Source organism: Actibacterium sp. D185-2 (assembly GCF_054954595.1).
In genome coordinates, this window is sequence record NZ_JBPWNX010000002.1 from 244,939 (window position 1) to 270,947 (window position 26,009).

Below are 26,009 nucleotides of genomic sequence, written 5' to 3' on the forward strand. Positions count from 1 at the left end.
ACGCTTGCGTTACGAGTTGTCGCGGCCCGGGGGCTCAGCGCCGGGCGGCGGCGGCCTGGGCGGTGCGCAGCACGTCCTGCGCGCGCAGCCAGCCCGGCGATCCGCGCGGCAGCAGCCCTTCGGCGCGTTTGGCATGGACTGCCGCATCGGGCAGTCGGCCCAGCACCGCATAGCGTTCCGCGGTGCAGATCGAGGCCATGCCGTCATTTCCGCCCCGGGCATAGGCCACGGCCAGATCGCGCAACATCCGTGGGTCATAAGGATCGCGCCCGCGCGCCTTTTCCAGCGCCGTCAGCGCGCGGCGGTTGCCATCTGCCGTGTTCAGCGCCAGCAGCGCGCGGCCATAGCCGGCCAGGATCAGCGGCTCGCCCGGCGCCAGTTGCACGGCGCGGCCATAGGCATTCACCGCAGCGGGGAAATTGCGCGATTCCAGCAAGATCTGGCCGCGCAGCTCGTGCACGAACCCGTCCTGCGGGCGCCGGGCCACCAGCGCGTCGATCTCGCGCAGCGCGGCCTTGGTGTCGGGCTTGCGGTGATAGGCGATCGCGCGGCGCATCACCGCAGCGTCGGTATCGGCCTTGCCCACCCGGCGCAGCGTATAGGCGGGGTTTTGCAGGAAGGCGCCCAGCTTGCCCTGGGCGCGTGCGAACCAGTAATCGGCGGTCGGATTGGCGCGCGCCTTGTCGCCATATGCCGCCGCGAAGCCCTTGATCGCGCGCATCCGGTCGCGGGTCAGCGGGTGGGTCCGCACATACGGATCCTGGCGCGAGACATTCAGCGCCTCCTGGCCGCGGAACAGTTCCAGCACCTGCACCATCGCCTGCGGATCGGCGCCGGCACGCGCCATATAGCGGATGCCCGCCTGATCGGCCGAGGATTCCTCGGCCCGGGTATGGGCGAACAGCAGCCGCTGCGCCGAAGATCCGGTGCCAATGGCCAGTCCGGCGGCGGCCTCGCTGCCCGCACCGGCGGCGGCGGCGGCAATCGACAACAACAGCCCCATTGCGGCGGCGGAACTGGCGCCGCGTATATTGGCCAGCCGCCGGGTGATATGACCATTGGCGATATGGGCGATCTCATGCGCGATAACGGCCTGCACCTGTTCGGTGCTTTCCAGTTTCAGCAGCAGGCCGGAATGGATGAAGATGGTGCGCCCGTCGACGACGAAGGCGTTGAGCGAGCCGTCATTGATGACCAGCACCCGCAACTGCGACGGGCTGATCCCGGCGCTGCTGGCCATTGGCTGGGCCAGGTGGCGCAGGGCGTATTCGATTTCGGCGTCGCGGATCAGCCCTTGCGCCCGGGCCCCCGACGGGGTCAGCGCCAATGCCAGCACGAGGACGGAAACCACCAGCAGGCCCCGGCGCGGGGCGTGTGCCATTGACTGTCTGCCTTCGCGCTGAAAAAAACCCGCCATGGCGCAGACTATGGAGGGAATGATGCGAAGTTCAAGTCGGGGCGAGGTGGATCCCTTCATTGTGATGGACGTGATGGAGGCCGCCCGCCAGGCCGAGGCCGCCGGTCGCCACATCATCCATATGGAAGTGGGCCAGCCCGGCACGCCGGCCCCGGCCGGTGCGCGCGCGGCGCTGGAACGGGCGCTGGCGCAGGATGCGCTGGGATATACCGTGGGTCTGGGCCTGCCCGCGCTGCGGGCGCGTATCGCAAGGCTTTACAAGGATTGGTACAATGTCGATCTCGACCCGGGCCGCGTGGTGGTCACGGCGGGATCGTCGGGGGCGTTCCTGCTGGCCTTTACCGCGCTGTTCGACACCGGCGACCGGGTCGGGATCGGCGCGCCGGGCTATCCGTCCTACCGCCAGATTCTGAAGGCGCTGGCGCTGACCCCGGTGATGATAGAGACGGCGGCGGAAAACCGCCTGCAACCGGTGCCGGGCGATCTGCCGCCCGATCTGGCCGGGCTGATGGTGGCCTCGCCCGCGAACCCGTCGGGCACGATGCTGGACAAGGGCGCGATGGCGGCGCTGATCGGCGCGTGTCAGGCGCAGGGAACGGCGTTCATATCGGACGAGATCTATCACGGCATCGAATATGAGAAGAAGGCCGTGACCGCGCTGGAAATCAGCGACGACGTCTATGTGATCAACTCGTTTTCAAAATATTTCTCGATGACCGGGTGGCGCGTGGGCTGGATGGTGGTGCCCGAGGATCACGTCCGCAAGATCGAGCGGCTGGCGCAGAATATGTTCATTTGCGCGTCCCATGCCAGCCAGGTGGTGGCGCTGGCGGCGATGGAATGCGACGACGAATTGCAGGGCAACATGGCGGTCTATCGCGAAAACCGCCGTCTGATGCTGGACGGGTTGCCCAAGGCCGGATTCGACCGGATCGCGCCGCCGGACGGGGCGTTCTATGTCTATGCGGATGTATCGCATCTGACCGATGACAGCCGCGCGCTGGCGGCCGAGATTCTGGACAAGGCCGGGGTGGCGGTGACGCCGGGGCTTGATTTCGACGCCGAACGCGGCGCGGGCACGCTGCGGTTTTCCTATGCCCGCGCGACCGAGGATATCCGCGAAGGGCTGGCCCGGCTGACGGCATTCATGCAGGCGCGGCAGGCATGACCGGATGGCGCGGGGCATTGCCCCGCAAGTCCCTTGGGGGATTGGCGCCCGGCCAGGCCTGCGGTTCTTCTTCTTCTTCTTCTTTTCCGGGGGGCGGGGCTGCGGTAAGGTGGGCCAAAAGGCGTCGAGGCGCATGCGCGGTATGATCAGGTATTTATTGGTGGCGGCGGTCGTGGGGCTGGCCGGGGCGGCGGCGGCACAGGATCTGTCGGCGCTGGCGCGGGTCGATGCGGCCGGGTCGGGCTTTGAAGACCGGGGTGGCGGCGCGGTTCTGCGGCTCGATCTGAGCCAGCCGGTGCCCTATCGAGTGCGGATGCTGGATGCCCCGCCACGGCTGGTGCTGGATTTCCGCGAAGTGGCCTGGGACGGGCTGCGCGCCGATGCGCTGGACCGTTCGGACCGGGTGCAGACGCTGGCGATGGGGCCGGTGCGACCCGGCTGGTCGCGGCTGGTGGCCGAACTGGATCGCCCGCTTGGCCTGCGCACGGCCGAGCTGCGGCGCGATGCCGCGACCGGGCGCGGGATGCTGGAGGTAGTGCTGGAGCCGGTCACCCAGAAGGCGTTCACCGCGCAGGCGGCAGAGGCGGGCGCGGTGCTGTGGGGGCTGCCCGAACCCGCACCGCTGCCGCCGGCGCAGCGCCGTCAGGACGGCACGCGGCCGGTGCGGGTGGTGCTGGATCCGGGCCATGGCGGGATCGATCCGGGGGCCGAGCGCGACGGCGTGATCGAGGCCGATCTGATGCTGACCTTCGCGCGCGAGCTGAAAGAGGTGCTGCTGCGCGCCGGGTTCGACGTGGCGATGACGCGCGAGGAGGATGTTTTCGTGCCGCTGGAGGCGCGAATTTCCATCGCACGGGCGGCGCGGGCGGATGCGTTCCTGTCGCTTCATGCCGATGTGCTGGCCGAGGGGCGGGCCGAAGGCGCCACGATCTATACCCTGTCCGACACCGCGTCGGACGTGGCCTCGCAACTGCTGGCGGAACGGCATGACCGGGCCGATCTGCTGGCCGGGGTGGATTTGCGCGATCAGGACGATGTGATTGCCGGGGTTCTGATGGATCTGGCCCGGATCGAGACCGCACCGCGCGCCGATGATCTGGCCGATGCGCTGGTGGCGGGGCTGAAACGATCGGTCGGCCGGATGCACAAGCGGCCGCGCCTGTCGGCCGGGTTTTCGGTGCTCAAGGCGCCCGATATCCCGTCGGTGCTGATCGAGCTGGGCTTTCTGTCCAGCCCGCGCGATCTGTCGAACCTGACCGATCCGGCCTGGCGCGACCGGGCGGCGGCGGGGATTCGCGAAGCATTGCTGGACTGGTCGAAATCGGACGCGGCCCAGGCGGCACTGCTCAGGCGGTAGCGGTAAAGCGGGCCAGCCAGACAGAATGGCCCCGGCAATCGGGGTCTTCGGGCACGAAATCAATCACCGCAAAGCCGTTTTGCGCCAGGAGGTCGCGGTATTCGTCGGGCGACAGGCTGGCGTGATAGACGCTTTCGCCCTCGACCTCGCCGATGGCTTCGCCTTCGGCCTGGCCCGAGGTGAACATCAGCACCGCGCGCGGCGCTGCATGGGCGGCAAAGACCGGGAACATGGCGCGCTGATCTTCGGCCGCGAGGTGGAAAAAGCTGTTCCAGGCCAGAATCGCGTCGAATTTGCGGTTCAGCGACAACCCGCGCATATCGGCCTCGATCACGTCGGCCTCGGGCAGGTTGGCGCGAAACAGCGCCACCATTTCCGGCGCGCCGTCCACCCCGGTCACCTGCGCACGCCGTTCCGTCAGATAGGTGGCGATGGGCTTGCCGGGGCCGCAGCCCAGATCCAGCACCCGCCGCCCCACCGCATGCGACAGCATCCGGTCCAGCCAGCGGCGTTCAAACAGGCTTTTGTCGCGATTGCGGGCAAAACCCGCCGCGACGCGCGAATAGGTGGCAAGGATGTTTTCCGGGCGCATGGCCATGGCGCTACGCGGTTGCGGCGGTCGGCGCAAGCCCCTCGCGACGGTGTGACATGCGTGGCGGCGCAATTTGGCCGATGCGTCGTCGGGTTGCTTTTGACCGCACCGGCGGGGCTGCGTATATAAGGCGAGCTTATAGAGGGAGCACCGGCTTGATCCGCTTCATATTGTCCTTTTTCGGGGCGCTGTTTGGTTTCGTGACCAACGGCCTGGTGATGGCCGCGCTGACGATCGGCGCGATCTTCTGGATGTATGCGCGCGATCTGCCCAATTACGAGGAGCTGGCGAATTATACCCCCAAGACGATCAGCCGGATCTATTCGGGCGAGGGGCGTCTGATCGACGAATTCGCCGAAGAGCGCCGCCTGTACGCGCCCGCAGACGAGATTCCCGATCTGCTGAAGGCCGCGTTCATTTCCGCCGAGGACAAGAATTTCTATTCCCACAGCGGCTTTGACGCACGCGGCATCATCGCCGCCGCGATCGACGCGGTGAAAAGCCGGGGCAAGAATGTGCGCGGCGCATCGACCATCACCCAGCAGGTGATGAAGAACTTCCTGTTGTCGGGCGACCGCACCGGCGAGCGCAAGATCAAGGAACTGATCCTGGCGACCCGGATCGAAGAGACCCTGAACAAGGACCAGATCCTGGAACTGTATCTGAACGAGATTTTCCTCGGCCAGAACTCTTACGGCGTCGCCGCCGCCGCGCAGACCTATTTCAACAAGACCCTGGCCGAGCTGGAACCGCAGGAAGCCGCCTATCTGGCCGCTCTGCCCAAGGCACCTTCGACCTATCACCCGGTCCGCGCGACGGCCCGCGCGATCGAGCGGCGCAACTTCGTGCTGCGCGAGATGTTCGAGAACGGCTATATCGACGAGGCCGTATATGAGGCGGCGAAGGCCGCGCCGCTGTTGACGGTGCAGAACGGCGACTATCCCGCCTTCCGCGAGAGCCTGCCGCCGCGCGACTATTTCACCGACGAAATCCGCCGCCAGCTGAGCCAGGATTTCGGCGAGGGTGAATTTTTCGGTGGCGGTCTGACGATCCGCGCCACGATTGACCCCGATTTGCAGGTCAATGCCGCCAAGGCATTGCGCGACGGGCTGGAAGAGTACGATCGCAGTCGCGGCATCTGGCGTGGCACCGGCAAAACCCTGCCGGCCGGGCAATTGACGGCCGAACCCGACTGGCGCGCTGCGCTGGCCGGGGCCGACGTGCCCCGCGACATTGCGGGCTGGTATCCGGCGGTGGTGCTGGAACGGGCGGGCGGCGCGGCACGGATCGGAATCGAGGGCGTGGCCGAGGATGCCGATGGCCACTGGATCCCCGCAAAGGACGTGACCTGGGCGCGTAAGCTGCGCGCGGACGGCACATTGTCGTCCAGGGCGCAGGCGGCGGGCGATCTGGTTTCGGTGGGCGATGTGGTGCTGGTGCGTCAGATGGTCAGCGACAGCGACGGCAGCTTCATCCGCTGGACCCTGCGGCAGGTGCCCGAGGTGCAGGGCGGATTCGTGGCCATGGACGTGAACACCGGCCGCGTGATCGCGATGCAGGGCGGCTTTTCCTATCAGTATTCGGTGTTCAACCGCGCCACCCAGGCGACGCGCCAGCCCGGCTCGGCGTTCAAGCCCTTCGTCTATGCCGCCGCGCTGGACAGCGGGTTCACCCCTGCCACCATCGTCATCGACGCCCCGATCGAGGTGGAAACCGGCGCCGGTATCTGGCGGCCCAAGAATTCGTCGAACAAGTTTTACGGCCCCGCGCCGCTGCGCACCGGCATCGTCTATTCGCGTAACCTGATGACGGTGCGCCTGGCCGAAGAGGTGGGGATGGATCTGGTTGCGGGCTATGCCGAACGGTTCGGCGTGTATGACCGGATGGATCCGTTCCTGGCCAATGCGTTGGGCAGTCAGGAAACCACGCTGTACAAGATGGTCGCGGCCTATGCGATGTTCGCCAATGGCGGCGAGCGGGTGGAACCCACGCTGGTGGACCGGGTGCAGGACCGCTGGGGCAAGACCATCTATCGCCACGACCCACGCCATTGCGTGGATTGCACCGTCCCCGACCTGCCCGCGGGCGCGGGCCCGCGCATCACCTCGAACCGCGAGCGGGTGATGAATGCGATCACCGCTTATCAGCTGACCTCGATGCTGCAGGGTGTGGTCGAGCGGGGCACGGCGGCGCACACGGTCAATCTGCCGGTGCCGACGGCGGGCAAGACCGGTACCACCAACGACTCCAAGGACGTGTGGTTCGTCGGCTTCACCTCGAATATCGTGGCGGGCTGCTATATCGGCTATGACCGGCCGCGCCCGCTGGGCAAGGGGGCCTATGGCGGCACCATGTGCGGCCCGGTCTTCACCGAGTTCATGACCCATGCGGTCGAGAAGTTCGGCGGCGGTAATTTCAAGGTGCCGCCGGGTGGCCATTTCATCAAGATCGACCGCTATTCCGGCGGGCGGTTGCCGGATGACGCTGTCGGCGACAACGTCGTGGCCGAATATTTCCGCGATGGCGAAGAGCCGATCTTTGGCCTGGCCGCGATAATTGACGGCGGTTTTGCGATGGGGGCGAATCTGCCGCTGTTCAAACCGGGCGAGGTGGACGACGGCGAAGAGGTCACGACCTCGACCGGCAAGAAGGCCACCGTGGGGCCCAAGGCCAGCTTCGGCACTCTGTCGTCGGGCGGGTTGTACTGAGCCTTGTAGCCCCGGGCCCAAGCCGTTATCTACAGCCCCTGAACTTATGAACCGCATCAACCGAAGGTCCGCCCATGCGTGCTGACACGCAAAACACGATCGAGGATATCCGCAAGTCGCTGGCGCTTCTGGCGCAGCGTCTGGATTGGGACACCGCCCAGCACCGGTTGGAGGAATTCAACGCCCGCGTTGAAGATCCCGATCTGTGGAACGACCCCGAGAACGCGCAAAAGCTGATGCGCGAGCGTCAGGCGCTTGTGGATGCGATGGGCACCTATGAAAGCATCGGCCGCGATCTGTCCGACAATATCGAACTGATCGAGCTGGGCGAGATGGAAGAGGACACCGAGGTGGTGGCCGAGGCCGAGGCAGCGCTCAAGACGCTGGCCGAGAAGGCCGCCCAGAAAGAGCTGGAGGCCCTGCTGAACGGCGAGGCCGACGCCAACGACACCTTCCTGGAAATCAATGCCGGCGCGGGCGGCACCGAAAGCTGCGACTGGGCCTCGATTCTGGCGCGGATGTATGTCCGCTGGGCCGAGAAGAAAGGCTACAAGGTCGAGCTTCAGTCCGAAAGCGCGGGCGAAGAGGCGGGGATCAAATCCGCCACATACAAGATTTCCGGGCACAACGCCTATGGCTGGCTGAAATCCGAAAGCGGCGTGCACCGGCTGGTGCGGATCTCGCCCTACGATTCGGCGGCGCGGCGGCACACCTCGTTCTCGTCGGTCTGGGTCTATCCCGTGGTCGACGACAATATCGAGATCGAGGTGAACCCGGCCGATATCCGCATCGACACTTACCGGTCGTCCGGCGCGGGCGGGCAGCACGTCAACACCACCGACTCGGCGGTACGGATCACCCACGCGCCCACCGGCATCGTGGTGACGTCTTCGGAAAAGTCACAGCACCAGAACCGCGACATCGCCATGAAGGCGCTGAAATCGCGGCTGTATCAGATGGAGCTGGACCGCCGCAACGCCGCCATCACCGAAGCGCATGAAAACAAGGGCGATGCGGGCTGGGGCAACCAGATCCGATCCTATGTGCTGCATCCCTATCAGATGGTGAAGGATCTGCGCACCGGGCACGAGACCTCGGACAGCGCGGGTGTGCTGGACGGTGATCTGGACGCCTTCATGGCGGCGACGCTGGCGCTGGACGTGGCAGGCAAAAGCCGGGCCGAGGCCCAGGCCGCCGACTAGGCGCCCGCGCGCAGCCTCTCCCGTTTTGGTTGATCGAGTCGGCGTTGCCGGTCATTCTTGTTTTGCCTTCGGGCAAAAACAGGGAGGAAATCGAATGACACTGACGGACGTGCCCCCGGCCTCTGCCATTCCTGAAATCGCGGATATCGGCGTGGCGGATCTGCGGGCCGCGCTGCGGGCGGGCTGGCGCGACTTTCTGGCGGCCCCGGGTTATGGCGCGTTTTTCGGCGGGTTCTATGTGCTGTGCGGCATCGGGCTGTTCTGGCTGACCCAGGCGAGCGGGCAGATTTACTGGCTGGCGATCGCGGTGTTCGGTTTTCCGCTGCTGGGACCATTCGCGGCAGTCGGACTTTACGAGGTCAGCCGCCGGCTGGAAGCCGGCACGCCGCTGCGCTGGCGCGAGGTGCTGGGCGTGGTCTGGCGTCAGAAGGACCGGCAATTGCCGTCGATCTGCGCCATCATCATTCTGATATTCCTGTTCTGGTCCTTTATCGGGCACATGATCTTTGCCCTGTTCCTGGGGCTGACGACGATGACCAATATCAGCAGTTCCTACGAGGTGTTCCTGGGCACCAACGGATTGATGATGCTGGCGGTGGGGTCGCTGGTCGGCGGCGCGCTGGCGGCGCTGATCTTTGCCATCACCGTGGTCGGGCTGCCGCTGCTGCTGGATCGTGAACTTGATTTCGTCACCGCGATGATCGTCAGTGTCCGCACCACCATCCGCAATCCGGGGGTGATGCTGCTGTGGGGTGTTCTGGTGGCAGTATTGCTGTTTGTCGGGATGGTGCCGATGTTCATGGGGCTGCTGCTGGTGTTGCCGGTGCTGGGACATGCCAGCTGGCACCTGTACCGCCGTGCGCTGATCTGACCGGCAGATGGAAAACGGGCGCCGCAATGCCGCGACGCCCGTTTCGATTCGGATGCTGGATCGGGGCTCAGCCCTGCGGCAGGGCCGGTTTTTGCGGCGCCGGGGCCTTGGCGCCACCATTGCTCAGCGGGTCGTCCTGACGCTGCACAGAGCCTTCGAAATGGGCGCCGGATTCGATCGCGATGGTCTTGTGGATGATGTCGCCTTCGACCCGCGCGGTCGAGGTCAGGCGCACCTTCAGGCCGCGCACACGGCCAACGACACGGCCATTGACCACGACGTCATCGGCCACGACTTCGCCCTTGATGGTCGCGCCTTCGCCGACGGTCAGCATATGGGCGCGGATATCGCCTTCGACCGTGCCTTCGACCTGAATATCCCCAGTGGTACGCAGGTTGCCGGTGACGGTCAGGTCGGTGGACAGCACAGACGCCGGGGGCTTGGGCTTTGGCGCGATCGCCGGTTTGTCGCCAAGCGGGGCGGGAGCCTTCGCGGCCTCCGGCATTTTCGGTTTCTCCGCATCGCCCGTTTGTTTCGGACCGGGCTCATTGATCCTGCTTTTAGAAAACATCTCTGGCTGCCTTGATATAGGTCATCGGATTGACGGGTTTCCCACCTACGCGCACCTCATAATGCAAATGAGTGCCGGTGGAGCGACCGGAATTCCCCATATCACCAATCCGGTCCCCGCGCGAGACCCTTTGGCCGACCTTCACGCGAATGTTCGACAAATGGCCGAAGCGGGTTTCGACCCCGAAGTCGTGCTGAATGGTGACAAGCCGGCCATATCCGTTGGACCAGTCGGCCTTGGTGACAACGCCGTCGGCGGTGGCATAGATCGCGGAACCATAGGCGCCGGCCATATCCATGCCTTCGTGCATCCGCGAGCGGCCCGAGATCGGGTGCTTGCGCCAGCCGAACGGGCTGGTGAAGCGGAACGAGGATTTCAGCGGCAGTGCGAACGGCGTCTTTTCGGCCGCAAGCCGGTAAAGGTTCAGCTTGTCGAGTTCCCGCAAGATGGCATTGGCGCGCAGGCTGTCGGGGTCGGGGGTGGCGTCGCCCTTGGTGGACAGCGCGATCGGGGTCAGCGGGCCGCCCTGGCCGGAATATCCCTTGCGCACCTGATCAAGCAGGGTGTCGGTGTTCAGCCCGGCATTGCGGAACATCTTGTCCAGCGGCTCGACCGAAATGGACATCGCGTCCTCAAGCTGTTCGAAGATGCGGTCGTTGCGGTCCTGCGACAGGCGCCGGTCGTAATCCAGCGCGCTGGCCAGATCATAGGCGGCGGCGGCATCGGCGGCGACGGCATCGCGTTCGGTTGCGGTCAGGTTCAGCGCGTCGGACAGGAAGCTGACGGTCTGCTGCATGTCCTCGATGCGGCCGGCGTCGGATTTCGAGGATCCGCCGTCGCCCGCCAGTGCCACTGCCAGCGCGTCCGAGCGCTCCAGCGCGTCGTCGCGTTCGGTCATCGTGCGGCGCAGGGTGGACTGGATCACCTCGATCCCGGTTTCCAGCTCCTTGCGGCGATCTTCCGAACCGAGCAGCGCCGATTGCATCTTGGACACTTCGTCCAGCGCCAGCGTGAACCGCTTTTGCGCCTTCTGCGCCTCCTGGGTGCGCAGATCGCGTTCCGCGGCCAGGGCGTTCAAACGTTGTTCAAAGGCGATCTGCTCGCGCTGCGCCTGGTCGCGCAGGCTGCCGGCGCCGATACTGTCCATCAGCAGGATCGCGGTGGCGATGATCGACCAGCCGACCAGCGCGGCGCAGCCGAACAGGGCCAGAGCCTGGGTTTCCGACCGAAGCCGGATGAACCGTGTTTCGGTATCGGATCGCAGGAACAATCGCTGTTCCGGCAAGAAGCGCTCCAGCGCCATGTGCAATCGCATCAGAATTGGAAGTTTCAAGCCCCTATGCCCCGTCGTCTGCCTCATCCCCAGATCGTCGTGACCACCGTTCCCCGGAAAAACCATGGTCTTGGTTTGCATAGGGCATAGGCGGGCGCGACCGCAAGATTTTTGAGCGATTCTACTGCCTTGCTACTGGCGTAAGTTGACGAACCGGCAAGAAACTGCCGATTTTCGCCGGGCGTTGCGTTCAGGCCACGCTGCCGCCGGCGCTCAGCGGCCAATAGAAATCGGGCGGCAGCCCGGCCTCGGCGCGCTTTTCCTCGTTGAAGGGTGGCTTCAGCGCGCCGTGGAAATACTGACGCACCAGGGCGTGGAACCTGTCCTTCGGGTCCTCGTTATGGCGGCCGCACAGAAAGTGGAACCATTTCGAGCCATAGGCGACATGGGCCACTTCTTCGCCATAGATCACCTCAAGCGCGGCGACGGCCTGATCGTCGCCAGCCTTGCGGAACACCTCGATCATGCCGGGGGTCACGTCCAGCCCGCGCGCCTCCAGCACCATGGGCACCACGGCCAGCCGGCCCATCAGGTCGTCTGCGGTATCCTCGGCCGCGCGCCACATCCCGGCATGGGCGGGCAGAGCGCCGTAATGGCTGCCCAGCCGGTCCAGACAGTCGCAGACCAGATTGAAATGGCGCGACTCGTCCTCGGCCGCTTTCACCCAGTCGTCGTAAAAGCCCATCGGCATCGGCACGTCGCCGAACCGGGCCAGGATGTCCCAGTGCAGATCGACGGCGTTCAGTTCGATATGCGCGACCGCGTGCAGCAGCGCGATCCGCCCCTCGGGCGAGCCGGGGCGGCGGCGCGGCACGTCGCGTGGCGACAGCAGTTCGGGCCGTGCGGGCCGGGCGGGATGCGGTGGCGGGCTTGCGGTGCCGGTGGCCAGCGGCGTGCCGGCCGCGCGCGCGGCGAACCAGCGCGCGGCATGGGCCTGCGACAGGGCGGTTTTCGCGCGCCCGTCGGCGGTGGTCAGCACCTCGACCGCCATCTGTGCCAGGGTCGGGTCGCTCACAATGCGCGGGCCGCGTCCAGAACCTCCTGCGCGTGGCCCTTGACCTTCACCTTGCGCCATATGCGGGCAAGGGTGCCGTCGCCCGCGATCAGAAAGGTCGCGCGCTCGATCCCCATGGATGTGCGGCCATACATGTTCTTTTCGACCCAGGTGCCATAGGCCGCGCATACGGCGCCGTCTTCGTCCGACAACAGCGGCACCGCCAGATCGTGTTTGACGCGGAACTTTTCATGCTTGGCGACAGTATCCTTGGAGAGACCGAAAACCTGCACCCCGGCGGCGGCGAAGTCCGGCAGAAGCGCGGTAAAGTCGATGGCTTCCGTCGTGCAGCCGGGCGTGTCATCCTTGGGGTAGAAATACAGCACCACGGGGGCCGGGCGCAGGGCTGACAACGTGATCGTGTCGCCGCCATCGCGGGGCAGGGTGAAATCGGGGGCAGGCTGGCCGATGTCGGGCATGGGGGTGCTCCTTTGGACTTTCGCAATCGTCCCTATCTGCATAGGGTCCGCGGCGCGAGGATAGAGCCGCCGCCCGCAGAGGCAAGAGCAAGAGGGTGCCGCACAGGCGCAGGATGACCGAAACAGAACCGCAACCCCAACCGCCACGCCGGCGCATGCGCTTTGGCATCTGGCTGCTGCTCAGTCTGGCGCTGATGGCCGGGCTGTTCCTGCTGGCGGTGCTGTCGCTGACCGAGCGCACCCTGACGGTGCCCGCCTGGGCGACCGACCGGGTCGCCGAGCGGCTGAACGCGGTGCTGGCCCCGGCGGCGCTGGATCTGGGCGCGGTGCAGGTGGTGTTCTCGCGCAAGGCGCCGCCGCAGGTGCATCTGCTGGATGCGACCCTGTCGGATGCCAATGGCCGCCCGCTGGCGCGGATGCCCGACATGCAGGTCACGCTGGCCGCGCGCGCGCTGCTGGACCGTCGGATCGAGGTGCGACGGGTGGCGCTGTCGGGCCCCGAGATCACGATCCGACGGGCCGCCGATGGCCGGCTTGACCTGGCCCTGGGCGACGCGGTGGCGCCGTTCAGCGCGGCCAGCGTCGCCCAGGTGCTGGAGCAGCTGGATCAGGCCCTGACGGTTCCGGCCCTGGCCGCGGTCGAGGGGGTGTCGGCCGAAGGTTTGCAACTGCGCTATGTCGATGCGCGCGCCGGGCGCGCCTGGCTGGTGCGCGACGGGCTGCTGACGCTGGATCAGACCGCGTCGGACCTGTCGGCGCAGCTGTTCTTTTCGCTGACCAGCGATCAGGGCGTGCCGTCCGAGGTGGCGATGAGCTTCGAGACGCTGAAAGGATCGGCCGAATCGCGAATGTCGGCCAGCTTCAGCGATCTGCCCGCCGCCGACATCGCCACCCAATCCCCGGCGCTGGCGTTTCTGACCGTGCTGGATGCGCCGATCTCGGGGGCGGTGCGCACCGGGGTCAGCGCCGGCGGATCGCTGGCCCCGCTCAGCGCCGCGCTGGAAATCGGCGCGGGCGCGCTGCATCCGGTCGAGGGCGCCGCCCCGATCCGGTTCGACCGCGGCAAAAGCTATTTCCGCTACGATCCGGCGCAGGACCGGATCACCTTCGACGAGGTGTCGGTCAAGACCGGCGCGGTCAGCCTGACGGCCGAGGGCCACGCCTATCTGCGCGACTATGTGGGCGGCTGGCCGACCAGCCTGATCACCCAGATGCGGCTGCGGCAGGTCGCGCTGACGCCCAAGGGCGTGTTTGCCGAACCGGCCCGGTTCAGCGCCGGCGCGGCCGATCTGAAACTGACGCTGGACCCGTTCACCGCCACGATCGGGCAGGCCAGCCTGACCGACGAGGCCGGTGTCGAATATCGCGGCTCGGGCGTGGTGCGAGCCGGGCGCGAGGGCTGGCAGATCGCGCTGGACATGACGCTGGACCAGATCACCGACACGCATCTGCTGCAGCTTTGGCCGGTGGATCTGGTGCCGCGCACCCGGCAATGGGTGGCCGACAATGTGCAGGATGCGCTGATCTTCAATGTGCAGGGCGCGTTGCGCCGGGCGCCGGGGGCACCGGCGGTGGCCTCGCTCGGCTATGATTTCCGCGATGCCACGGTGCGCTTCATGAAAACCATGCCGCCGGTCGAGCAAGGCTACGGCTATGCCATGATCGCCGATGAAAGCTTCACCCTGGTGCTGGAAAGCGGCACCGTCGCCGCGCCCAGCGGGGGCGCGGTGGATGCGGCGGGGACGGTGGTGCGCGTACCGGATATCACCGAGCGCCCGGCGCGGGGCGAGATCACGCTGAAGACCGACAGTTCGGTCGAGGCGATGCTGTCGCTGCTGGATCAGCCACCGCTGGAACTGATGTCGAAGGCGGGCCAGCCCGTGGCCCTGGCCGAAGGCCGCGCGCAGATGGTGGCGCAGTTGTCGGTGCCGTTCGTCGGGGGCACCCAGCCACAGGACGTGGCGTATTCCGTGTCGGGCACGCTGAGCGACCTGCGCTCCGGGGTGATCGTCAACAATCGGGTGATTGCCGCACAGCAGCTGACCCTGAACGCCGACGCGACCGAGCTGTCGATCGCCGGGCAGGCCACGCTGGACGGGCTGCCGGTGCAGGGGGTCTGGAGCCAGCCCCTTGGCCCCGCGCACAAGGGCAGCAGCCGGGTCGAGGGTACGGTCGAGCTGTCGCAGCGCGCGGTCGATATCTTCAAGATCGGCCTGCCCGCAGGCAGCGTGACGGGCCGGGGCCTGGGCGCGATCACGCTTGATCTGGTGCAGGGCCAGCCGGCGCGCTTTGCCCTGAGTTCCGATCTGAACCGGGTCGGGCTGCACTTGCCGGGACTGGGCTGGTCCAAGGCCAAAAGTGCCAAGGGTACGCTGGAGGTGACCGGCAGCCTGGGCACCCCGCCGGTGGTCGAAAGCCTGAACTTCACGGCGCCCGGCCTGCGGGCCGACGGCGGGCGCGTGGCCATCACCGCCGACGGCGCGTTGCAGGAGGCGCGGTTTTCACGGGTGCGGCTGGGCGGCTGGCTGGATGCGCCGGTGACGCTGGCGGGGCGCGGCGCGGCGCGGCCCCCCGCGGTGGTGCTGGGGGGCGGCCGGGTTGATCTGCGCAACCTGCCGAAGGCCTGGGGCGGCGGCAACGGCGGCAGCGGTGCGGCGACCGGCCCGGTTCAGGTGGCGCTGGACCGTCTGGTGGTGTCGGGCGGCATAGCACTGCGCGATCTGCGTGGAACACTGTCGCAGGCGGGCGGGCTTAACGGCCAGCTGACCGGCACGGTCGAGGGCGGCGCGCCGGTCGCCGTGACCCTGGCGCCGGCGCGGGGCGGCACCGGCGTCCGGGTCCGCTCGGACGATGCGGGCGGGGTGCTGCGCGGGGCGGGGATTTTCGAGAAATCCAACGGCGGCACACTGGATCTGGTGCTGACACCGCGCGGTGCGCCGGGGGATTACGACGGAACCCTGTCGATCAAGCGCACCCGGGTGAAAGGCGCCCCGGCGCTGGCCGAGATGCTGAGCGCGATTTCGGTGGTCGGTTTGCTGGAGATGCTGGATGGCGAAGGGCTGGTCTTTTCCGAGGTGTCGTCCGAGTTCCGCTTGACCCCCGATGCGCTGCAGGTCACGAGGGGCAGCGCCGTGGGCCCGTCGCTGGGTATCTCCATGGCGGGTGTCTATCTTTTCGGGACCAATCGGATGCATATGCAAGGGGTGATCTCGCCCATCTATCTGCTGAACGGGATCGGCGCGATCTTCACCCGCAAGGGCGAGGGGCTGTTCGGCTTCAACTACAGCCTGAAGGGCGATCCGAAGAACCTGCGCGTGGGCGTCAACCCGCTGTCGATCCTGACGCCGGGGATGTTCCGCGAAATCTTTCGCAGTCCCGCACCGGAGCTTGCCAAGTGAAACTGTCCGATTTCGATTTCGACCTGCCCGAGGCGCTGATCGCCACCCGTCCGGCGCGCCCGCGCACATCGGCCCGGATGCTGGTGGCCCAGGGCGATACGATCCGTGATCTGCATGTCCGTGACCTGCCCGATCTGCTGGGCCCCGGCGATCGGCTGGTGCTGAACAACACCAGGGTGATCCCGGCCCGCCTGTTCGGCAAGCGTCTGCGCGACACGCCCGAAGGCCGGGTCGAGGCCAAGGTCGAGATCACTTTGCTGGAGCCGCAGCCGGGCGGTGCCTGGGGCGCGCTGGCCAAGCCGCTGCGCAAGCTGAAACCGGGCGAGGAGATCGTGTTTTCCGACGCGCTGTCGGCCCGGATCGTAGCCAAGGGCGAAACCGATGTTTCACTGGCCTTCAACCTGCAGGGCGACGATTTCGACGCCGCCCTGGCGCAGGCGGGGGCGATGCCGTTGCCGCCCTATATCGCCGCCAAACGCCCCGCCGACGCGCAGGACAACGAGGATTACCAGACCGTCTTTGCCCGCCATTCGGGGGCGGTGGCGGCGCCCACGGCTTCGCTCCATTTCGACGCGGATCTGCTGGCGGCGCTGCGCGCGAACGGCGTTCAGTTCACCGAGGTCACGCTGCATGTGGGGGCGGGCACCTTCCTGCCGGTGAAGGTGGACGATGTCAGCCAGCACAAGATGCACGCCGAATGGGGCGAGGTGACCCAGGCCGCGGCGGATCAGATCAACGCCACCCGCGCGGCGGGCGGGCGGATCATTCCGGTGGGCACCACCGCGCTGCGCCTGATCGAAAGTGCCGCGCACGACGACGGCACCGTGGCGCCGTGGCGCGGCGAGACCGACATTTTCATCCGCCCCGGATACCGCTTTCTTGTCACCGATGCGCTGATGACCAATTTCCACCTGCCGAAATCGACGCTGATGATGCTGGTTTCGGCCCTGATGGGGGTGGACCGGGTGCGCGCGATCTATGCCCATGCGGTGGCGCAGAAGTATCGCTTCTTTTCCTATGGCGATGCGTCGCTGCTGATCCCATAAGCCGCAAAGGCGACATCAATTGTCGCCGTGGCACATTTAGCCGATACAGGACCGTCCTAGAGAGGGCGGGAAACGCGATTCGAGGTGTGATGTGATACGGGTTCTGGCCAGTTCCTGGGCGCTGCTTCTGGGCATGTTGCTGCTGATGATGGGCAACGGCCTTCAGGGTACGTTGCTGGGTGTGCGCGGTGGGATCGAAGGATTTTCCACCTTTCAGATGTCGTTGGTCATGTCGGGCTATTTCCTGGGCTTCCTGGGGGGCTCGCGGCTGGCGCCGGAAATGATCCGGCGGGTGGGTCATGTGCGGGTCTTCGCGGCGCTGGCCTCGTTCATCTCGGCGGCGTTGATCCTGTTTCCGGCGATAACCGAGCCCATGGCCTGGATCGTCCTGCGGGTGGTGATCGGATTCTGCTTTTCCGGGGTCTATGTGACCGCCGAAAGCTGGCTGAACAATTCGGCCACCAATGAAACCCGCGGTCAGGCGCTGTCGCTTTACATGATCGTGCAGATGGCCGGGCTGGTGGCGGCGCAGGGCATTCTGACGCTGGGCGATCCGTCGGGCTTCATTCTGTTCATCGTGCCGTCGGTGCTGGTGTCGATCTCGTTCGCGCCGATCCTGCTGTCGGTGGTGCCGACACCTGCGTTCGAGCGGACCAAGCCGCTGAGCATCCGCGCGCTTTACCGCATTTCGCCGCTGGGCTGCGTCGGCACCTTCCTGCTGGGCGGGGTCTATTCGGCGCTGCTGGGCATGGCGTCGGTCTACGGTACTCAGGCGGGGCTGAGCGTGGCGCAGATTTCCGCCTTCGTGGCGTCGATCTTTGTTGGCGGACTGCTGCTGCAATATCCGATCGGCTGGGTTTCCGACCGGATCGACCGGCGTCGGCTGATCCTGGTCGCGGCGGCGGTGGGCGGCGGGGGCGCGATCGCGGGGATGCTGATGGGCAGCCAGTTCGCGGTGCTGCTGGGCGCGGCCTTTGTGGTGGGCGGCACCACCAACCCGCTTTATGCACTGCTGATCGCCTATACCAACGACTTCATGGAGCATGAGGACATGGCCGCCGCGTCGGGCGGGCTGATCTTTCTGAACGGGGTGGGGGCGGTGACAGGGCCGCTGATCACCGGTTGGATCATGGGCGTTTTCGGGCCAGAGGGGTTCTTTCTGTTCATCGCCGTGCTGATGGGGGCGCTGTCGGCCTATGCCGGGTACCGGATGACGCAGCGCCCGGCCCCCGATGTCGATCACACCGGCAGCTATGCGCCGGTGCTGCCCTCGGCCACGGCCGTGGCGGTCGAGGTGGCGCAGGAAATGTTCATCGAAGCCCAGGAAGAGGAAGAGGCCGCATCGGTCGCACCGGCGGCCTGACCGGTAACCGCCTTGCGGCCCGCCCCGGTATCTGAAACGGTCGTGGCATGACCCACACGCAGCAGGTACAGGAGCAGACCATGCAGACCCCGCAAGAGGTGATCGACTACTGGCTGTCCGAAGTGGGGCCCGAGGGCTGGTATACCGGCGGCGATGCGCTGGACCGCCAGATTCGCGATCGGTTCGAGCCGATGTGGCAGCGGGCCCATAACGGCGAATTCCACGACTGGCTGACCCAGCCGCGCAGCGCGCTGGCCTATCTGATCCTGACCGATCAGTTCCCGCGCAACATGTTCCGGGGCGAGGCGCGCGCCTTTTCCACCGACCCGATGGCGCGGGCGGCGGCCAAGCAGGCGATTCATCTGGAATTCGACATGAAGGTGGACGAGCCCGAGCGGCAGTTCTTTTACATGCCGCTGATGCATTCGGAATGTATCAGCGATCAGGACCGCTGCGTGCGTCTGATGCTGACACGGATGCCGCAGACCGGCGCCGACAATCTGCTGCACGCCAAGGCCCACCGCGAAGTGATCCGCCGCTTTGGCCGGTTCTCGTTCCGCAACGACGCATTGGCGCGCTGCTCGTCCAAGGACGAGGAAAGCTTCCTGGCCGAGGGCGGTTATGGAAAGATCGTGGAAGCGCTGCGCGGCTGATCGCCTGTCAGAATCAGCGGTTTGGCGGCGCGAGGCTAAAAAACCACCCGGGGCGACGCCCACCGCGTTGATGCGGTGCTGGAGATAGTTTAACATCAAACTAAATCTCATTCAGGGGGCGCGCATGGCTGCCAAAACTTTTGACATGATCGTAATCGGCGCCGGGCCGGGGGGCTATGTCGCCGCCATTCGCGGCGCGCAACTGGGCCTGAAGGTGGCCATCGTCGAGCGCGAGCATATGGGCGGCATCTGCCTGAATTGGGGCTGCATCCCCACCAAGGCCCTGTTGCGCAGTTCCGAGGTGTTTCACCTGATGCACCGGGCCAAGGAGTTCGGGCTGTCGGCCACCGGCATCGATTTTGACCTTGATGCGGTGGTGAAACGCTCGCGCGGGGTGGCCAAGCAGCTGAATGGTGGCGTCGGCCATCTGATGAAAAAGAACAAGGTGACCGTGGTGATGGGCGAGGCCACGCTGCCCGCCAAGGGCAAGGTTTCGGTCAAGACCGACACGGGCACCGAAGAGCTGACCGCCAAGCATATCGTGCTGGCCACCGGCGCCCGCGCGCGCGAACTGCCGGGGCTGGAGGCCGACGGCGATCTGGTCTGGACCTACAAACACGCGCTGGTGCCGCCGCAGATGCCGAAAAAGCTGCTGGTCATCGGATCGGGTGCGATCGGCATCGAATTCGCCAGCTTCTACAACACGCTGGGCGCCGACACGACCGTGGTCGAGGTGATGGACCGAATCCTGCCGGTGGAGGACGCCGAAATTTCGGCCTTCGCCAAGAAGCAGTTCGCCAAGCAGGGCATGAAGATCATGGAAAAGGCCATGGTCAAGCAGCTCGACCGTGGCAAGGACAAGGTCACCGCGCATATCGAGGCGGGCGGCAAGGTTGAAACCCATGAGTTCGACACGGTGATTTCTGCCGTGGGCATCGTCGGCAATGTCGAGGGGCTGGGGCTGGAAGGCCTGGGCGTCAAGATCGACCGCACCCATGTGGTGACGGACGAGTTTTGCCGCACAGGGATCGAGGGGTTGTATGCCATCGGCGATATCGCCGGCGCGCCCTGGCTGGCGCACAAGGCCAGCCACGAGGGCGTGATGGTGGCCGAGTTGATCGCGGGCGGGCATCCGCATCCGGTAAAACCCGAAAGCATCGCCGGCTGCACCTATTGTCAGCCGCAGGTGGCCAGCGTCGGCTATACCGAGGCCAAGGCGAAAGAGCTGGGCTATACGGTCAAGGTTGGCCGCTTCCCCTTCATTGGCAACGGCAAGGCGATTGCCCTGGGCGAGCCCGAGGGGATGATCAAGACCGTGTTCGACGCCAAGACCGGCGAATTGCTGGGCGCGCATATGGTGGGGGCTGAGGTGACGGAGCTGATCCAGGGCTATGTGGTCGGCCGTCAGTTAGAGACCACCGAGGAAGATCTGATGAACACGGTCTTCCCGCATCCGACGCTGAGCGAGATGATGCATGAAAGCGTATTGGATGCTTACGGGCGCGTGATCCACATGTAAGCGGGTCTGGTCCAAAGGCCGCGCCTGCGGCGCGACAGCTTTGGTATGCGCCGCGCGATGCGCGGCGCGGGGCCTCCGGCGGGAGTATTTGTGCCGAGAAGAAGCGGCGGCGGCGGTCAGTGGGTGACGGTGCCGCCCGCCATCTGCCAGTGGTGCAGTCCGCCGAGGTTGTAGACCTCTTTGTAGCCCATTTGCAGCATCAGTTGCGCCGCCATTTGCGAGCGTGCGCCGGACGCGCAATAGAGCGCCACCGGCTTGTCCACCGACAGGGCGGGGTGGCATTCGGGGCTGCTCGGGTCGGTCTGCATCCGAAATACTGGCATCGGGATATGGAGTGCCCCCGAGGCGTGGTCGGTCATCTTCAGTTCACCCGCGTCGCGGACGTCCACCAGTGTCAGTTCGCCGGCTGCGGCCCGTTTGACCGCATCCTCCGGGTCGATCGCGCCGACGCGCGGCCCGGATTGCCTGAATTTCGAGAGCATTCGCGTTTTCCTTGTTGTCCTGTGTCGCGCCGGTCTGGCGGTTGAGGGGGTATATGTATGCCGCATTCAGAATGTGAAGCCCCGCCCGTATGCCGCATCCGCCCAGCGTGGCGCAATTACGCTGCATATGCAAATGTTCGTGTCTTGTTCCTAGTTTTCGGTTGGAGATTCGGTTTGCGTCCACTATTTCTTAAGGATCGAACCGGGGGGCATTCATGGCCGAGATGAAAATGATCGAGGTGCGCGGCGCGCGCGAGCATAACCTCAAGAACATCGATGTGGATATTCCGCGCGATGAGTTGGTGGTGATCACCGGCCTGTCGGGCTCGGGCAAGTCCAGCCTGGCATTCGATACGATCTATGCCGAAGGGCAGCGCCGCTATGTGGAATCGCTGTCGGCCTATGCGCGGCAGTTTCTGGACATGATGGAAAAGCCCGATGTGGATCACATCAGCGGGCTGTCCCCCGCGATTTCCATCGAGCAGAAGACGACCAGCAAGAACCCGCGCTCGACCGTCGGCACGGTGACCGAGATTTATGATTATCTGCGGTTGCTGTTTGCCCGGGTCGGCACGCCCTATTCGCCCGCCACCGGCCTGCCGATCGAGGCGCAGCAGGTGCAGGACATGGTGGATCGCGTGATGGCGCTGGAAGAGGGCACGCGCGGTTTTCTGCTGGCGCCGATCATCCGCGACCGCAAGGGCGAGTACCGCAAGGAATTTCTGGAACTGCGCAAGCAGGGCTTTCAGCGCGTCAAGGTGGACGGGCAGTTCCATGAGCTGGACGAGCCGCCCACGCTGGACAAGAAGTTCCGTCATGACATCGATGTGGTGGTGGACCGGATCGTGGTGCGCGAAGGTCTGGAAACCCGGCTGGCCGACAGTTTCCGCACCGCGCTGGATCTGGCCGATGGCATCGCCATTCTGGAAACCGCGCCGCGCGACGGCGAAGGTGAGCCCGAGCGCCTTACGTTCAGCGAAAACTTCGCCTGTCCGGTATCGGGTTTCACCATTCCCGAGATCGAGCCGCGGCTGTTTTCCTTCAACGCGCCGTTCGGGGCCTGCCCAGATTGCGGCGGATTGGGGGTGGAGCTGTTCTTTGATGAACGGCTGGTGGTGCCCGACGCGGCGCTGAAGCTGTATGACGGGGCGCTGGCACCCTGGCGCAAGGGCAAGTCGCCCTATTTCCTGCAGACGATCGAGGCGATCGCGCGCCATTACGAATTTGACAAGAACACGCCGTGGAAGGAGCTGCCGGCGCATGTGCAGCAGGTTTTCCTGTACGGTTCGGGCGACGAGGAAATTCAGTTCCGCTATGACGAGGGCGGGCGGGTCTATCAGGTGTCGCGCGCGTTCGAAGGCGTGATTCCGAACATGGAGCGCCGCTATCGCGAGACCGACAGCAACTGGGTGCGCGAGGAATTCGAGCGGTACCAGAACAATCGCCCGTGCCATACCTGCGACGGCTACCGGCTGCGGCCAGAGGCGCTGGCGGTGAAAATCGCCGGGCTGCATGTGGGGCAGGTGGTGCAGATGTCGATCCGCGAGGCCTATGCCTGGTGCGCGACGGTGCCGGAAAACCTGACCGCCCAGCGGAACGAGATCGCCCGCGCCATCCTGAAGGAAATCCGCGAAAGGCTGGGGTTCCTGAACAATGTGGGTCTGGAATACCTGACCCTCTCGCGCAATGCTGGCACGCTGTCGGGCGGCGAAAGCCAGCGGATCAGGCTGGCCAGCCAGATCGGATCGGGGCTGACCGGGGTTCTTTACGTGCTCGACGAGCCCTCGATCGGGTTGCATCAGCGCGACAACGGGCGGTTGCTGCAGACGCTGAAAAACCTGCGCGATCAGGGCAACACGGTGATCGTGGTCGAGCATGACGAGGAAGCGATCCGCGAGGCCGATTACGTCTTCGACATCGGCCCCGGCGCGGGGGTGCATGGCGGCCGTGTGGTGGCGCATGGCACGCCCGCGCAGATCGCGACCGACCCGGCCTCGATCACCGGGCAGTACCTGTCGGGCACGCGGGCGATCCCGGTGCCGGGCACCCGGCGCAAGGGCAACCGCAAGAAGATCACCGTGGTCAAGGCCAGCGGCAACAATCTGCACGACGTGACGGTGGATTTCCCGCTGGGCAAATTCGTCTGCGTCACCGGCGTGTCGGGCGGGGGCAAGTCCACGCTGACCATCGAGACGCTGTTCAAGACCGCCTCCATGCGGCTGAACGGGGCCCGCCAGACGCCCGCGCCCTGCGAGACGATCAAGGGGTTGGAGCATCTGGACAAGGTGATCGATATCGACCAGCGCCCGATCGGGCGCACGCCGCGGTCGAACCCGGCCACCTACACCGGTGCATTCACGCCGATTCGCGACTGGTTCGCGGGCCTGCCCGAGGCCAAGGCGCGCGGCTACAAGCCGGGGCGGTTTTCGTTCAACGTCAAGGGGGGGCGCTGCGAGGCGTGCCAGGGCGACGGGGTGATCAAGATCGAGATGCACTTCCTGCCCGATGTCTATGTGACCTGCGAAACCTGCAAGGGCGCGCGCTATAACCGCGAAACCCTGGAGGTGAAGTTTAAGGGCAAAAGCATCGCCGATGTTCTGGACATGACGGTCGAGGATGCGCAGGAATTCTTCAAGGCGGTGCCGGGCATCCGCGACAAAATGGATGCTCTGGCCCGCGTCGGTTTGGGGTATATCAAGGTCGGGCAGCAGGCCACGACCCTGTCGGGGGGCGAGGCGCAGCGGGTGAAGCTGTCGAAGGAGCTGTCGAAACGCGCCACCGGCCGGACGCTTTATATCCTCGACGAGCCCACCACGGGGTTGCATTTCGAGGATGTGAAAAAGCTGTTGGAGGTGCTGCACGAACTGGTCGAGCAGGGCAATACGGTGGTGGTGATCGAGCATAACCTGGACGTGGTCAAGACCGCCGACTGGATCATCGATATCGGTCCCGAAGGCGGCGATGGCGGCGGCCGGGTGGTGGCCACCGGCACCCCCGAACAGGTGGCCGAGGCCGAAGAAAGCCATACCGGGCGCTATCTGAAGGACATTCTGGCGGCACGGGGCGTCGCGGCGGAGTAGGGGTGATATGCGGAAGCCGAAGATCGGATTGGCGCTTGGCTCGGGCGGGGCGCGGGGCTGGTGCCATATCGGCGTCGTCCGCGCGCTGGATGCGCTGGGGGTAAAGCCCGACGTGATCGCCGGCTGCTCGATGGGGGCGCTGGTGGGTGCGGCCCATGCGGGCGGGCGGCTGGATGCGCTGGAAAGCTGGCTGGCCGGGCTGACGCGCACGCGCTTTGTCTCGCTGATCGACATCCGGCCCGCCAGCGGTGGACTGGTCGAGGGGCAGGAAATCCTGCGCATGATCGAATCCCTTGGTCTGGCGACAAAGATCGAGGATCTGCCGACCCGCTTTACCGCCGTTGCCACCGATATGGAAACCGGGCGCGAGATCTGGTTACAGGATGGCAATGTCGCCCAGGCGGTGCGCGCTTCGGTGGCAATTCCGGGTGTGATCAGCCCGTACCGGATCGACGACCGCTGGCTGATGGACGGGGCGCTGACCAATCCGGTGCCGGTCTCGGCCTGCCGGGCGATGGGGGCGGATGTGATCATCGCGGTCAATCCGAATGCCCGGCTGGATGGCACCGTCTGGCGCGGGGGCAGGGCCGTGTCGTCCACCGCGCCCAGCTGGGCCAACATTTATGATTATCTTCCGGCCTCGTTCCAGAAGCGGTTCGAAGGGACCATTCCACCCCGCAAGGAACGCGACCGTGCGCCGCATTATGTCGACGTGATCTCGACCGCGATCGACGTGATGACCGAGCAGATCCGGCGCAGCCGCCTGGCCGGCGAGCCGCCGCATGTGCTGCTGAACGCCAATCTGTCGCGCATGTCGGTGCTGGAACTGTATCGCGGTGACGAGGCCATTCGCGAGGGCGAACTGATGGTCGCGCGCAACGCCGACTGGATTCGAAGCTGCGTGGGTCTGCCTGTCGCCGGCTATGAGTCCACTACCTAGAACCACACCTCGATCGCGTCCGTGCCCAAGGTTACCGACAGCGCGCGCCCGGCCTCGGCCGCCGCGTGCGGCAGTAGCGCGAACTGCACCTCGGCCGGGGTGACATCGCCGGGCGGCTGCGGCTGGGTCAACGCGGACCAAAGCCGGTCTTCCACCTTCAGCCGCTCGGCGTCCGCGCGCAACTGCCAGCGCCCGGCGCCGCCCGACAGCGCGATATCACCGCCCCGCGGCAGCGCGCTTTCCAGACACAGCAGCACCAGCAGCGCCAGTTTGGCGTCGGCGCGCGCCAGATCGGGGTCGAACCGATGGGTCAGCGCGATCCGCCCTTCGCGATAATAGTCGTCCAGAACGCCGGCCAGATCGGTACGCCCGATCCGCTGATCGCCCGCCGCCGCGCCAAAGGCGATGCGGAAGAACCGGATGCGGGCATTGGCGCTTTGTACGCTGTCGGCCATCAGCGCGGCCTCGGGCCCGTCGCCGGTGCCGGTCATGCGCAACAGTTCCAGCCCATTGCCGATGGCGCCCAAAGGGCTGATAAGGTCGTGACAGATGCGCGAGCCAAGCAGCGCGGTCAGATCGGGGCGGCTGGGGGAACTCATTCCGGCCCCCCGCTGCGGAAGGGACGTGCCATGAGTGATATGAATGCGATGCTGGAGCCCGGCATGTTGGTGCGCCACCCCGACCGGCCCGATTGGGGGCTGGGACAGGTGCAATCGAATATCGGGGGGAAGATCACCGTGAATTTCGAGCACCAGGGCAAGGTGGTGATCGATGGCGCGCGGGTCGGGCTCATGCCGGTTTTCGACTCCTGACAGATTGTTTTTGACTCCCGATGC

General features: G+C 65.9%; 21 protein-coding genes. 13 read left to right on the forward strand and 8 right to left on the reverse strand.

All coding sequences use genetic code 11. From position 1 onward, the window contains the following. Nucleotides 1-34: 34 nt before the first annotated feature. Nucleotides 35-1,381, reverse strand: a complete 1,347-nt coding sequence (locus ACSR1C_RS04740) for a M48 family metalloprotease (protein WP_460258191.1) — start codon at nt 1,379-1,381, stop codon at nt 35-37. A 58-nt stretch (nt 1,382-1,439) separates the two neighbouring features. Between ACSR1C_RS04740 and ACSR1C_RS04745 the strand changes: the two genes are divergently transcribed. Both ACSR1C_RS04745 and ACSR1C_RS04750 read left to right on the forward strand, forming a co-directional pair. Then, the gene (locus ACSR1C_RS04745) at nt 1,440-2,585 is read left to right on the forward strand and encodes a pyridoxal phosphate-dependent aminotransferase (RefSeq protein ID WP_460258192.1); all 1,146 of its coding nucleotides are present in this window, start codon (nt 1,440-1,442) and stop codon (nt 2,583-2,585) included. A gap of 142 nt (nt 2,586-2,727) precedes the next feature. Continuing rightward, entirely contained in the window at nt 2,728-3,942 is a 1,215-nt protein-coding gene (locus ACSR1C_RS04750; protein WP_460258567.1) for an N-acetylmuramoyl-L-alanine amidase, read from the forward strand. On the opposite strand, the gene ACSR1C_RS04755 is transcribed toward ACSR1C_RS04750, so the two are convergent. Then, complete coding sequence (locus tag ACSR1C_RS04755) at nt 3,932-4,540, reverse strand: class I SAM-dependent methyltransferase (RefSeq protein WP_460258193.1); 609 nt, start codon at nt 4,538-4,540, stop codon at nt 3,932-3,934. The genes ACSR1C_RS04750 and ACSR1C_RS04755 overlap by 11 nt on opposite strands. A gap of 149 nt (nt 4,541-4,689) precedes the next feature. Between ACSR1C_RS04755 and ACSR1C_RS04760 the strand changes: the two genes are divergently transcribed. From ACSR1C_RS04760 to ACSR1C_RS04770, 3 genes are all read left to right on the forward strand, one after another. Then, nucleotides 4,690-7,242 carry a penicillin-binding protein 1A gene (locus tag ACSR1C_RS04760; protein ID WP_460258194.1) on the forward strand — a complete coding sequence of 851 codons (2,553 nt, stop codon included), beginning with the start codon at nt 4,690-4,692 and terminating at the stop codon, nt 7,240-7,242. Between the two features lie 74 nt (nt 7,243-7,316). Then, nucleotides 7,317-8,444 carry a peptide chain release factor 2 gene (prfB, locus tag ACSR1C_RS04765; protein WP_460258195.1) on the forward strand — a complete coding sequence of 376 codons (1,128 nt, stop codon included), beginning with the start codon at nt 7,317-7,319 and terminating at the stop codon, nt 8,442-8,444. A 94-nt stretch (nt 8,445-8,538) separates the two neighbouring features. After that, the gene (locus ACSR1C_RS04770) at nt 8,539-9,315 is read left to right on the forward strand and encodes a DUF2189 domain-containing protein (RefSeq protein ID WP_460258196.1); all 777 of its coding nucleotides are present in this window, start codon (nt 8,539-8,541) and stop codon (nt 9,313-9,315) included. 67 nt (nt 9,316-9,382) lie between these two features. Here the strand turns inward: ACSR1C_RS04770 and ACSR1C_RS04775 are convergent, their stop codons facing one another. From ACSR1C_RS04775 to ACSR1C_RS04790, 4 genes are all read right to left on the reverse strand, one after another. Beyond that, the gene (locus ACSR1C_RS04775; RefSeq protein WP_460258197.1) at nt 9,383-9,886 is read right to left on the reverse strand and encodes a bactofilin family protein; all 504 of its coding nucleotides are present in this window, start codon (nt 9,884-9,886) and stop codon (nt 9,383-9,385) included. Then, nucleotides 9,876-11,219: a DUF5930 domain-containing protein gene (locus ACSR1C_RS04780; RefSeq protein WP_460258198.1), complete on the reverse strand. Its 1,344-nt coding sequence runs from the start codon at nt 11,217-11,219 to the stop codon at nt 9,876-9,878. The genes ACSR1C_RS04775 and ACSR1C_RS04780 overlap by 11 nt, the downstream gene beginning before the upstream one ends. Before the next feature lie 190 nt (nt 11,220-11,409). Beyond that, nucleotides 11,410-12,210, reverse strand: coding sequence for a ferritin-like domain-containing protein (locus ACSR1C_RS04785; RefSeq protein WP_460258568.1), 801 nt, complete (start codon nt 12,208-12,210; stop codon nt 11,410-11,412). A gap of 20 nt (nt 12,211-12,230) precedes the next feature. After that, the gene (locus ACSR1C_RS04790) at nt 12,231-12,692 is read right to left on the reverse strand and encodes a peroxiredoxin (RefSeq protein ID WP_460258199.1); all 462 of its coding nucleotides are present in this window, start codon (nt 12,690-12,692) and stop codon (nt 12,231-12,233) included. Between the two features lie 113 nt (nt 12,693-12,805). Between ACSR1C_RS04790 and ACSR1C_RS04795 the strand changes: the two genes are divergently transcribed. The 5 genes from ACSR1C_RS04795 to lpdA all read left to right on the forward strand — a co-directional run bounded on the left by ACSR1C_RS04795 (nt 12,806) and on the right by lpdA (nt 20,671). Continuing rightward, on the forward strand, nt 12,806-16,090 hold the full coding sequence (locus ACSR1C_RS04795) for a YhdP family protein (RefSeq protein ID WP_460258200.1): 3,285 nt from the start codon (nt 12,806-12,808) through the stop codon (nt 16,088-16,090). Next, nucleotides 16,087-17,136, forward strand: a complete 1,050-nt coding sequence (gene queA / locus ACSR1C_RS04800) for a tRNA preQ1(34) S-adenosylmethionine ribosyltransferase-isomerase QueA (protein WP_460258201.1) — start codon at nt 16,087-16,089, stop codon at nt 17,134-17,136. Before ACSR1C_RS04795 ends, queA begins: the two co-directional genes overlap by 4 nt. Before the next feature lie 91 nt (nt 17,137-17,227). After that, the gene (locus ACSR1C_RS04805) at nt 17,228-18,499 is read left to right on the forward strand and encodes an MFS transporter (RefSeq protein WP_460258202.1); all 1,272 of its coding nucleotides are present in this window, start codon (nt 17,228-17,230) and stop codon (nt 18,497-18,499) included. An 80-nt stretch (nt 18,500-18,579) separates the two neighbouring features. Continuing rightward, on the forward strand, nt 18,580-19,152 hold the full coding sequence (locus tag ACSR1C_RS04810) for a DUF924 family protein (RefSeq protein ID WP_460258203.1): 573 nt from the start codon (nt 18,580-18,582) through the stop codon (nt 19,150-19,152). Nucleotides 19,153-19,276: 124 nt separating this feature from the next. Beyond that, a complete protein-coding gene (gene lpdA / locus ACSR1C_RS04815) occupies nt 19,277-20,671 on the forward strand; it encodes a dihydrolipoyl dehydrogenase (RefSeq protein ID WP_460258204.1) in 1,395 nt (464 codons plus the stop codon). Between the two features lie 116 nt (nt 20,672-20,787). On the opposite strand, the gene ACSR1C_RS04820 is transcribed toward lpdA, so the two are convergent. Further along, nucleotides 20,788-21,153 (reverse strand): rhodanese-like domain-containing protein, encoded by a 366-nt coding sequence (locus ACSR1C_RS04820; RefSeq protein ID WP_460258205.1) that lies wholly within the window; start codon nt 21,151-21,153, stop codon nt 20,788-20,790. A 215-nt stretch (nt 21,154-21,368) separates the two neighbouring features. On the opposite strand from ACSR1C_RS04820, the gene uvrA reads away from it, so the two are divergent. Together uvrA and ACSR1C_RS04830 are read left to right on the forward strand one after the other, a co-directional pair. After that, on the forward strand, nt 21,369-24,233 hold the full coding sequence (gene uvrA / locus ACSR1C_RS04825) for an excinuclease ABC subunit UvrA (protein ID WP_460258206.1): 2,865 nt from the start codon (nt 21,369-21,371) through the stop codon (nt 24,231-24,233). A gap of 7 nt (nt 24,234-24,240) precedes the next feature. Beyond that, nucleotides 24,241-25,173 carry a patatin-like phospholipase family protein gene (locus tag ACSR1C_RS04830; protein WP_460258207.1) on the forward strand — a complete coding sequence of 311 codons (933 nt, stop codon included), beginning with the start codon at nt 24,241-24,243 and terminating at the stop codon, nt 25,171-25,173. Here ACSR1C_RS04830 and ACSR1C_RS04835 read toward each other — a convergent pair. Then, entirely contained in the window at nt 25,170-25,772 is a 603-nt protein-coding gene (locus ACSR1C_RS04835) for a histidine phosphotransferase family protein (RefSeq protein WP_460258208.1), read from the reverse strand. The two genes, ACSR1C_RS04830 and ACSR1C_RS04835, sit on opposite strands and share 4 nt — an antisense overlap. A gap of 30 nt (nt 25,773-25,802) precedes the next feature. Here ACSR1C_RS04835 and ACSR1C_RS04840 point away from each other — a divergent pair, with 30 nt between their 5' ends. Next, on the forward strand, nt 25,803-25,985 hold the full coding sequence (locus ACSR1C_RS04840; protein ID WP_460258209.1) for a DUF3553 domain-containing protein: 183 nt from the start codon (nt 25,803-25,805) through the stop codon (nt 25,983-25,985). Nucleotides 25,986-26,009 lie beyond the last annotated feature (24 nt).

Coding starts and splice junctions, on each gene's coding strand:
- ACSR1C_RS04740 (WP_460258191.1), bottom strand. CDS start 1,381: ATGGCACACGCCCCGCGCCGGGGCCTGCTGGTGGTTTCCGTCCTCGTG.
- lpdA (WP_460258204.1), top strand. CDS start 19,277: ATGGCTGCCAAAACTTTTGACATGATCGTAATCGGCGCCGGGCCGGGG.
- ACSR1C_RS04795 (WP_460258200.1), top strand. CDS start 12,806: ATGACCGAAACAGAACCGCAACCCCAACCGCCACGCCGGCGCATGCGC.
- ACSR1C_RS04840 (WP_460258209.1), top strand. CDS start 25,803: ATGAGTGATATGAATGCGATGCTGGAGCCCGGCATGTTGGTGCGCCAC.
- ACSR1C_RS04790 (WP_460258199.1), bottom strand. CDS start 12,692: ATGCCCGACATCGGCCAGCCTGCCCCCGATTTCACCCTGCCCCGCGAT.
- ACSR1C_RS04835 (WP_460258208.1), bottom strand. CDS start 25,772: ATGAGTTCCCCCAGCCGCCCCGATCTGACCGCGCTGCTTGGCTCGCGC.
- ACSR1C_RS04770 (WP_460258196.1), top strand. CDS start 8,539: ATGACACTGACGGACGTGCCCCCGGCCTCTGCCATTCCTGAAATCGCG.
- prfB (WP_460258195.1), top strand. CDS start 7,317: ATGCGTGCTGACACGCAAAACACGATCGAGGATATCCGCAAGTCGCTG.
- ACSR1C_RS04750 (WP_460258567.1), top strand. CDS start 2,728: ATGATCAGGTATTTATTGGTGGCGGCGGTCGTGGGGCTGGCCGGGGCG.
- ACSR1C_RS04820 (WP_460258205.1), bottom strand. CDS start 21,153: ATGCTCTCGAAATTCAGGCAATCCGGGCCGCGCGTCGGCGCGATCGAC.
- ACSR1C_RS04830 (WP_460258207.1), top strand. CDS start 24,241: ATGCGGAAGCCGAAGATCGGATTGGCGCTTGGCTCGGGCGGGGCGCGG.
- ACSR1C_RS04810 (WP_460258203.1), top strand. CDS start 18,580: ATGCAGACCCCGCAAGAGGTGATCGACTACTGGCTGTCCGAAGTGGGG.
- ACSR1C_RS04785 (WP_460258568.1), bottom strand. CDS start 12,210: ATGGCGGTCGAGGTGCTGACCACCGCCGACGGGCGCGCGAAAACCGCC.
- uvrA (WP_460258206.1), top strand. CDS start 21,369: ATGGCCGAGATGAAAATGATCGAGGTGCGCGGCGCGCGCGAGCATAAC.
- ACSR1C_RS04775 (WP_460258197.1), bottom strand. CDS start 9,886: ATGTTTTCTAAAAGCAGGATCAATGAGCCCGGTCCGAAACAAACGGGC.
- ACSR1C_RS04755 (WP_460258193.1), bottom strand. CDS start 4,540: ATGGCCATGCGCCCGGAAAACATCCTTGCCACCTATTCGCGCGTCGCG.
- ACSR1C_RS04745 (WP_460258192.1), top strand. CDS start 1,440: ATGCGAAGTTCAAGTCGGGGCGAGGTGGATCCCTTCATTGTGATGGAC.